The sequence below is a fragment of the Candidatus Dormiibacterota bacterium genome (assembly GCA_035532035.1).
Lineage (GTDB): Bacteria > Vulcanimicrobiota > Vulcanimicrobiia > Vulcanimicrobiales > Vulcanimicrobiaceae > Tyrphobacter.
Genome location: DATKRS010000028.1, coordinates 1 through 3495, shown reverse-complemented (window position 1 = coordinate 3495; position 3495 = coordinate 1). Strand labels below are relative to the sequence as shown.

Below are 3495 nucleotides of genomic sequence, written 5' to 3'. Positions count from 1 at the left end.
GCCGTAGCAACGCTCTTGCTTCTCCTTCTGCCGCGGCCTTCGCTCGCCGCTCCCGCCGGTGCATGGGCGACGTGGCACGCGTCGCGCGTCGTGCAGATGGACGGCTACCCGGTTTTCGAGGTCGACGGCAAGCCCTTCTTCGTCTACGGCGCGGCATTTTTCTACGAACGCATTCCACGCGATGTTTGGGAACGCTCACTTACGCAATACCGCGATATTCTCCGCATCAACACGATCGATCTCTACGTCCCATGGAACTGGCAAGAGCCGACGCAAGGGCATCTCGACTTCACAGGGCGTACGAATCCAAGGCGCGATCTCATCGGTGTTCTGAAAATCATTCACCGGCTCGGATTCAAGATCGTGCTGCGGCCCGGGCCCGTGATTCGCAACGAGTGGCGCAACGGCGGTTACCCCGCCTGGCTCCTCGAGCGGCCGGAGTACGACATGCCGTTACACGACGTGCTGGAAGGCCGCTATCCGGCCACCGCGACGCTCCAGAATCAGCACGCCGATGCAGCCGCGGACGAATGGCTGCACAACCGGACACATCTGCGTTACGCGGCGAGGTGGCTGCACGACGTGCTCTCGGTCGTCGCACCGTACTCCCACGACGTCATCGCCGTCGCGCTCGACGATGACCAGGGGGCGTATCTCGACAACGATACCTGGCCCGCGCCGCACTGGCATGAATACGTCGGCTGGCTGAAGGCGACCGTGCGCGCGACGGTGGGCGAGCATGTACCTCTCTTCATCAACACGTACGAGATGAAGGTGACGGCCGCGTCGCCCGCTTGGGCGTGGGGCGATTGGTACCAGAGCGATGCATACCGAATCGGCGAGCACGACCGCGAGCAGATCGATTTCTCGACGGACCTCCTTGGCACGCAATCGCACGTGCCGGTGATGATGGCGGAGTTCCAAGCGGGGTGGCTGCAGACGGCTGAAGAGAACGCGCCGCGCCCGGCAGATCCGACGAACACCACCCTTGCGCTCGCCGAGTTCCTGGCGGACGGCGCGCACGGCATCGTGAACTTCCCCGTGCAAGACACGATCTATCCCGCGGGCTGGGAAGTGCCGTGGGCAAACTGGGCATATGACTGGGACGCCGCGTTCAACGCCTGCGCGTACTGCGATCAGCCAAGCGTTTCCGCGCGACTGACGCCGACGGCGAGCTTCGGCGACTTGATCGCGCGCTGGGGGCCATTGCTCGCAACCACGCACGCCGTAGTCGATGCGCACGTCATCTGGCCGCTGAGCCTCTTTTCTTCCGGTGCCGGCTTGCCGCCGACGGACTATGCAGCTGCGACGGTCGCGATGCTCAAAGAGTGCCGCGAGCGCGGCCTAACATGTGACATTCGCGACATTCGATACGAGTTGCGTCCGGCCGCGGACGGCGCACCGTACGTCTTGCCCATCGCCATCGATGGCACGCACGCCCTGGCGCCAGCGTCGCAGTCACATCTCTCGCTGCTCCTCAGACTCGGCCGTCTCGTTCCAAGCTTGGCGACGCTGAGAAGCCGAGGATTCTCGGGCAGGCATGACAATGCCGTGCTCCTGGCTGACCCGTCCTCGAAGAGTGGCTTCGTCATCGCTTCCAACTGGGGAAAGCGACCGATACATGCCGGTCCATACTACGTTCGCTTAGCGGGAACCATCGTGCGCACGGCGCGCGTAGCGCTCCCCGCCCGTTCGATGAGATTGCTCCCCGTGCACCTGTGGGTGCCGCCCGTGAACGGGCGACCCACTGCGCTCACGATGGTGCCCGCCTGCAGGCGCCCCTTCAGGTTCGGAAGCGGACTTTGGCCCCTGCAAAGCTCATGCGGCAAGGTATCGCCCAATCTTTTTCGCTTTGACCCGTTCGCCGACGGCTACGGCGCGATCGAGCTTACCGGCGACAGCGCTCCACAGAGAGGTCGAGCGCTAGCGTCACTGGTCTTGGTCCCCGGCGCCGGTGCTCGGATTGCGTGCTTATGCGGTTCGTCTGGGGCGAACTTCGCCGCCAGCATTGGACTGCTGCGAGATGCCGTCAATCCGCAGGCGACGCCCTCGCCGCGCGACTACATCGCCGCATTCACGCATCCGATCCCTGCGGGGACGTTCAATCGAAGTTACTTCTGTACGATCGCGCACGCCGGCGAGGAGACCGCGCAGGTCACGTGCAGCTACGAGGCTCCGGACCTGCCGCCCGGCGGCGCAGATTTCGAGCGATCCCTCACCGCGTACCGCGATGAGGTCGATGTTTTCGAGCGCATGACGCCGCACGACCCTTCGAGCAGCGCCAAGCTCGCGAGCGTCTCGGGGTTCGCAGTCGACGCCGGCGACTCCATTCTAATTGGTGCCGAGTGCTTCGGTGTCTACAAGCCTTCGGCTGGCGAGCTCGGGCGGCTCTGCTGGAACGCGAGCGAAGTCGCCTCGCACGCTGTGCGACGCACGCGCGGCGCTGTAATCCTCACGCTGCACTTCAAACGCAACGATGTAGAGATGCGCCTCGGCGTGTTGCCGGCCGCAACCGACTCGCAGGCCCGAGCGCTCGTCGGCGCTAATACCTGAGGCGCCCTTCGACGACATCAGGGTGACAAATGGGGAAGTGGCGGAACGGTAGACGCAGCCGCCTCAAAAGCGGCCGAGGTAACCCCTCATGCGGGTTCAAATCCCGCCTTCCCCAATTATTGGTGGCGCGAATACCCTTATACTGCAATGGTTTTTACTATTCGTGGGCTCTTGTCTGCCTACCCATGTCAACCCAGGATACAGTAATCGCCTGATCGTCCACGCCTGCTCCCTGACCGCTGGCTCGTCGCATAAACGGACCCTAGCGTAGCCGCCGTCCTGAGCGCAAGGCACACTGCGTTCTTTCGCACCGGATTTTACTCGCCGAGGAAGGTCGATTTCGCCACGGAGCGGACGCGGATCTTCGCAAGCTACGTTGACCGTCGGACTGTTGCCCGGAACATGTTTTTGTCAGCAATCGAATAGTACAGGTAGATGGCGTCGGTAGCGATTTTGCTATAATAGACAAGTGATTTTCGCCGATGATGACCGTCAAGTCCGGCTCAAACGCGATGGTCATATCTGCGATGTTTCGATACCCTTTTACTCTCAGCGAGCTCACGGTTAGCGCCACGGGTCAGACCTCACTTGCGGACGTCACAACGTCGAATGGAACGTCGAGCGCTTGGAAGTGGCGCTCGCCGCAGCGCACTTTTTCCGCTTCAGCAGTTCGCAGTTTTAGGAAGTCCTTCGTGCCTTTCGTCTCGCGAACAAGGTACAGCGTGGCGCCGCTCCGCTTGACGATGGCCCAATCCGGGTTGTATGTGCCTATTGGCGTCTCGATCGTAAACCACGATGGCAGCTTCACGAACAGCTTGATGTCCTCCCGTGCGTCGAGCTGCTCTGCGAACCGGCGCTCTACCTCGGAGTCGTACGGAATATAGTCATACACGGATTTCTCGACCGCGAGCGCGCTGAGATAGTCAACCAACTCTTCATTCT

At 62.2% G+C, this 3495-nt stretch carries 2 protein-coding genes and 1 tRNA gene; 2 read left to right on the top strand and 1 reads right to left on the bottom strand.

All coding sequences use genetic code 11. The features are described from left to right. Positions 1-2553 (top strand): beta-galactosidase (locus VMV82_08490; protein HUY41587.1); only part of this gene is annotated, 2553 nt, incomplete at its 5' end. Between the two features lie 31 nt (positions 2554-2584). After that, positions 2585-2668: transfer RNA gene (locus VMV82_08485), tRNA-Leu, on the top strand. A gap of 462 nt (positions 2669-3130) precedes the next feature. Here the strand turns inward: VMV82_08485 and VMV82_08480 are convergent. Then, positions 3131-3495 (bottom strand): type III restriction endonuclease subunit R (locus tag VMV82_08480; GenBank protein ID HUY41586.1); only part of this gene is annotated, 365 nt, incomplete at its 5' end.